The sequence below is a fragment of the Rhizobium sp. 2YAF20 genome, assembly GCF_052114685.1.
GTDB lineage: Bacteria > Pseudomonadota > Alphaproteobacteria > Rhizobiales > Rhizobiaceae > Rhizobium.
Genome location: NZ_JBFRFF010000091.1, coordinates 1 through 4,319, shown reverse-complemented (window position 1 = coordinate 4,319; position 4,319 = coordinate 1). Strand labels below are relative to the sequence as shown.

General features: G+C 56.6%; 4 protein-coding genes and 1 pseudogene. 2 read left to right on the top strand and 3 right to left on the bottom strand.

Going from position 1 to position 4,319, the window contains the following annotated elements; translation table 11 throughout:
- Positions 1–71 precede the first annotated feature (71 nt).
- A complete protein-coding gene (locus AB4Z52_RS35705) occupies positions 72–1,334 on the bottom strand; it encodes a phospholipase D-like domain-containing protein (RefSeq protein WP_442222535.1) in 1,263 nt (420 codons plus the stop codon).
- A 278-nt stretch (positions 1,335–1,612) separates the two neighbouring features.
- Between AB4Z52_RS35705 and AB4Z52_RS35700 the strand changes: the two genes are divergently transcribed.
- The gene (locus AB4Z52_RS35700; RefSeq protein ID WP_442222534.1) at positions 1,613–2,677 is read left to right on the top strand and encodes a DUF1036 domain-containing protein; all 1,065 of its coding nucleotides are present in this window, start codon (positions 1,613–1,615) and stop codon (positions 2,675–2,677) included.
- A 74-nt stretch (positions 2,678–2,751) separates the two neighbouring features.
- Positions 2,752–2,955: a LysR substrate-binding domain-containing protein gene (locus tag AB4Z52_RS35695; protein ID WP_442222533.1), complete on the top strand. Its 204-nt coding sequence runs from the start codon at positions 2,752–2,754 to the stop codon at positions 2,953–2,955.
- A gap of 818 nt (positions 2,956–3,773) precedes the next feature.
- Here AB4Z52_RS35695 and AB4Z52_RS35690 read toward each other — a convergent pair.
- Positions 3,774–4,073 (bottom strand): annotated as a pseudogene (locus tag AB4Z52_RS35690) (SDR family NAD(P)-dependent oxidoreductase); the annotation flags it as partial.
- A 125-nt stretch (positions 4,074–4,198) separates the two neighbouring features.
- Positions 4,199–4,319 (bottom strand): ATP-binding protein (locus tag AB4Z52_RS35685; RefSeq protein ID WP_442221949.1); only part of this gene is annotated, 121 nt, incomplete at its 5' end.

Sequence of the window (4,319 nt, the reverse complement as noted above, 5' to 3'; positions counted from 1 at the left end):
GAATATGATCCATTCCAACGACGGCCAATGTGGTTCTCCCAATTGATCAGCGAGCCCGGTCTGCCATGTATTCACGAAATCGGCGGCGGAAGTAAACTGAACGCTATCCCTTGCCACGCGTGCTCATCCGCCTCGAAATGCTGGCGGTTCTGCTCTGCGATGGAGCGGAATAGCTCTAAGGCGACATGATCATCCATTCTCGCCGTGTCGGTTGCAAGGTGCTCCTGGAGAAGCTCGGATAAGAGGGCTCGGGCAGTATCGCGATCCCAAAAGGCTGCGTTCATTTCACAATTGCCAAAAAGGGAATAGCGATGAAGGTTGCACGACCCGACCGTGCCCCATTCCCCATCGACGATCATCAGCTTGGCATGCACCCAAACGGGTTTGCGTTTGCCATCGTCCCCCAAGCCAGCCAATCCTGCCAGCGTAAACTTTTCGAATTTCCCGAGCGACGCTAATTCCTCGGAAACCTTACCTTCTGCAGGCACTACCGCCACGATTGCCACGCCCCGATGCAGAGCCAGGCGCAAGCTATCGATGATCTGCGGCACGTCAATGCACTGGTTCTCGATGTAGACTGTCGACCGCGCACCATCTATCGCCGCCAGGTATTGCTCAAAATTCGACTGTTCGCCTGCCGAAATGTCGAATGGCAGGCCGCCCGGCGACGCATGCCCATCTGCGTGTCGACCACCGTGAATCGTTCTCTGGATTTGAACAATCGCGTTGCCTCGCGCGGGCGGCACCCTGTTGGGGAAAGGCAAATCTGTTTCGCTGCCCGGTCCCCATCTGCCATCGATCAAATGACGCTCGCTTGCTTCGTTCCAACGCTGGACGAAGTTGTGATGGACATCCACTGCTGAGGGGCCAACCAACTCGATATAGACATCATGGTTTTGGCCTTCGCCCTGATGTCCGGAACTTACCATTGAGTGCGGGTTGAGGTTGATCCCTCCTAGAAAGGAGGTCTCGGTGTCTGTGCCTGCGTCTATGAGCCAGCTTTTTTGATGCTGGCAATATCCAGGTTGAGCACGATCCCAGCGAATTCGACAGCCGGACGCACTTTCATTCAAGAGAGCGAAATGTTCCGGCGAACCCCAAAAGGCGTTTGTCTTCAATGAAGCGGTTTCCGGATCGGGCCGCCAGAAAATAAGCCGGACATCCAACCCCCGATCTGCGGCTCGGTTTAAAACATCCAGGGCCGACCCTCTTCTGTCGGGCATCTGGAACGTTGGCCACATGAAGGTCACCGTCGCCCAGACACTCTGACGAGCAGCGTCGATGGCTTCGCACAGACGGCGAAAGGCTGGCTGCCCATCCACGAGTGGCCGCAAGGCATTTCCGGAACGGACGGGATATGATGCCACGGACTCGCCGATGCCCGAAATCTTGCCCGTCTTCTCGGCTCCCGCGATTGATCCACGAATCGATGTCACTTTAGAGGATACTAAAATGATTCCAGTGGATCACCAGCAAGTGGGTGGCGTGACCAGCTAGAACCGGGGGATTAGCCCGATTTCGGCAGCACAGCGGCGATTGTAAAGGCCAGAGATAGGCGAGATGCTTTCTTGTTCTCAACGTCATGTTGGGGTCAAGTCGAGGCGTCGTACCAATGCACAGAATGAAGGCGACATGGCTCGCGGTGGTGATCGTTCAGAGCCTCTTTCTGCCGAACTGCGCGTCAGCTGCCGTGGAGTTTTGCAACAACTTTCGCGAACACGTCTACGTAACGATTGCGTACGAACAGCACAGCCTGAAGGATAAGGGCTCGTGGTTTGTCTCGACCGGATGGCTCGACGTCACCCCTGGTCTTTGCTCCTACTTCGACACCGCACTCGTTGTCCCGGAGCTTTACTTTCGCATTGAGACCGATTGGTACAAAGACGGCAGGCAGCGTACTAAAACTTCCTGGCCTGCACAGCCAGACCAGAACTTCTGGGTGATGGAACACTCGTTCCATTTCTATAGCGCCGAGAAGGGTGGGACCCCACCAGATCGCGAGGCTCGGTGGGTGGGTTTCGAAAAATCATTTACCGCAACTGATGGCGATCTCACCGAAACCGTGACGGTCAGCGCCGATATGAAACTCAGCCAAAGCATCAGCGTCGATGCACCGGACAACAAGCCTTCCGAGGCTCCAAAGCCTGGTCTCGACGCAGACGGCCAGAAACTGGTGGACGCGTTTCGCACTCACCCGCCCGGGCCAGATTGGCTATCCGACCTGGGGCTTCAGTTCTCAGCTATGACGACTGAAAACCCGCCCTTGCATGGTCAGGCATCGGTCACCCAAAAGCTGGTGAGCGCGGACGCCACGACGTCCAACGACGTCAATCTATTCGTTTTTGAATCGGATGACGCTGCCAGCAAATTTGTCGGCGTTGGCGATACGACGTCACCCTACGCGAAAGACGCGCCGAACGGCACCATCGTTTTCGGGCACATTGATCGTGAGGAACTGCCGACAAAAAGGGCTTTCTATCTTTACCATGTGGACCAAGACAAAAACCAACTATGGGTCCGCTGCATTGCCACGGTCGGCCGTGCGGTTGTCATGACAACAACCGTTGAACCTCGCGGCAACGAACCCCTTACGGATCAGTTGCCGAGGGACAAGATTGCGCCCGCCTTTTTCCCATTGCTGGCGGGCGTGGAGGCGATGACCCACAAGCCGGATTGAGAAGACCAGACCACCATCATTCGGACAATTGGACTCTATCGCCGATGGCCAGCACGCTGGAACCGCTGATCAGTATGGCTGAATCTGGGCTTGGTGTGGCCTGCTTGCCGCTTTTTACCATCGGCAGGCAAATTGCCGATCAGAGCCTCGTCTCCGTTCTGGCCGACCATGTCGAGGACGTTGGCGAATTTCGCGTCCTCTGGCCATCGAGCAGACAACGGTCTCCAAAAATACGGGCCTTTGTAACGTTCATGGCTGAAAATCTGTTTCGCCCCTGACGATAGGCGATTAGGCGATATCATGGAAGTGCTGACGCCATGCATCGTCGTGGCGTAGTTGCAGGTTTACACCGTTGTTCCAGTGCAATGTTGCAGCACAAATCCATTGTAAGCCTAAAACACAATTTCATGCCCGAACCGCACACAGAACTTCTTTCGGTGGCACCCGTCGCAGTGGTCAACGGCGGTGACAATCTTGGTGTGACACCATGGTCAGTGCCGCACCCGAATTTGGCGACCTGCAAAAAACGTATTTTGTGGCCGAAATCTGGGAGGATGGACGCAATGATTGAACATGCTGAGCGAAAGCTCATTCGAGTGCTGGCAATGTGGGGGCTGCGGCAGGCGCAGTTATCGGGTTCTTTATCGGCGCACTAGGGGCTGATCCTTCCGGACCTGTTACGGCCCTCGGGATGCTGACCGTCATTAGTTCGCTCGCCTTCGTTGGCTGTATGGCCGGATATTTGCTCGGAACTGAAGCGATTCACGGACGCGCGGGACCCATTGACCGCCTCGGCTAACCCTCCGCGAAGTTGCATATCGACCGGCGCGAACGGCCAAAAGATGCAAACTGTAGAGAGGCACGTGCCGCACCTTTGCGAGATGGCGGCTGCTGCCAACTTTGGCGTGGCGCGTCCGCGCAGAACATGGGTCTCGCTGCGGAGACAGCAATGAACCGGCGCACTTCAGTTCGCAACGCGAGCCCCCCATTGCTCAAGTCCTGAGTACCGGTCCGTCGCCCAAAGCGGCGGGGCGCTTTGATTTCTGGACGATTTGGTAAGGCACGACCGAAGTCGTAACCTCGAAAGCGGCACCCTTCAGAAAAGTTTTACCCCCGTAAGGTCGGTGAGCTTGTCCATGAGTTGATCCTGGAAGTTTTTATCCGTTACCTCCCTCGCTGGCTTCCGTTGCTGGCGGTGGTGCCAGTAGAACCCACCAAGCTTTGCGGCTCCATCTTCACTCACCGCCAGCCAGGTCTGGGTCAGGTGCCCCATCTCAAGATCGTCCGGCGCTCCTGCTCCTCCCATTTTCGTCGGGACCCAGCCTGGGTCGACGGAATTGCTTAGAACCTCCGGCCAATGGCGGGCAACTGCAGCGGCGAGTGTCGCCACGTAGTGCCGATTCCGATGAAGCCGCCCCTTTGTTCCGAGATGATTGCGCCCCGGGATTCCGGGATGATCTCGCCCCCTTGAGGCTGGGGTCCTGCTGGCTTTGATTGTTGTCAATTCATTCGGGTAGGGAGTCAAGATTTCCGGCGCTGATTTCGCCGCAAGCTTTCGCCGGATAGGTCGATGCGGTGGGCGTTATGAACGAGCCTGTCGAGGATGGCATCGGCGTAGGTTGGGTTGCCGATGATCTCGTGC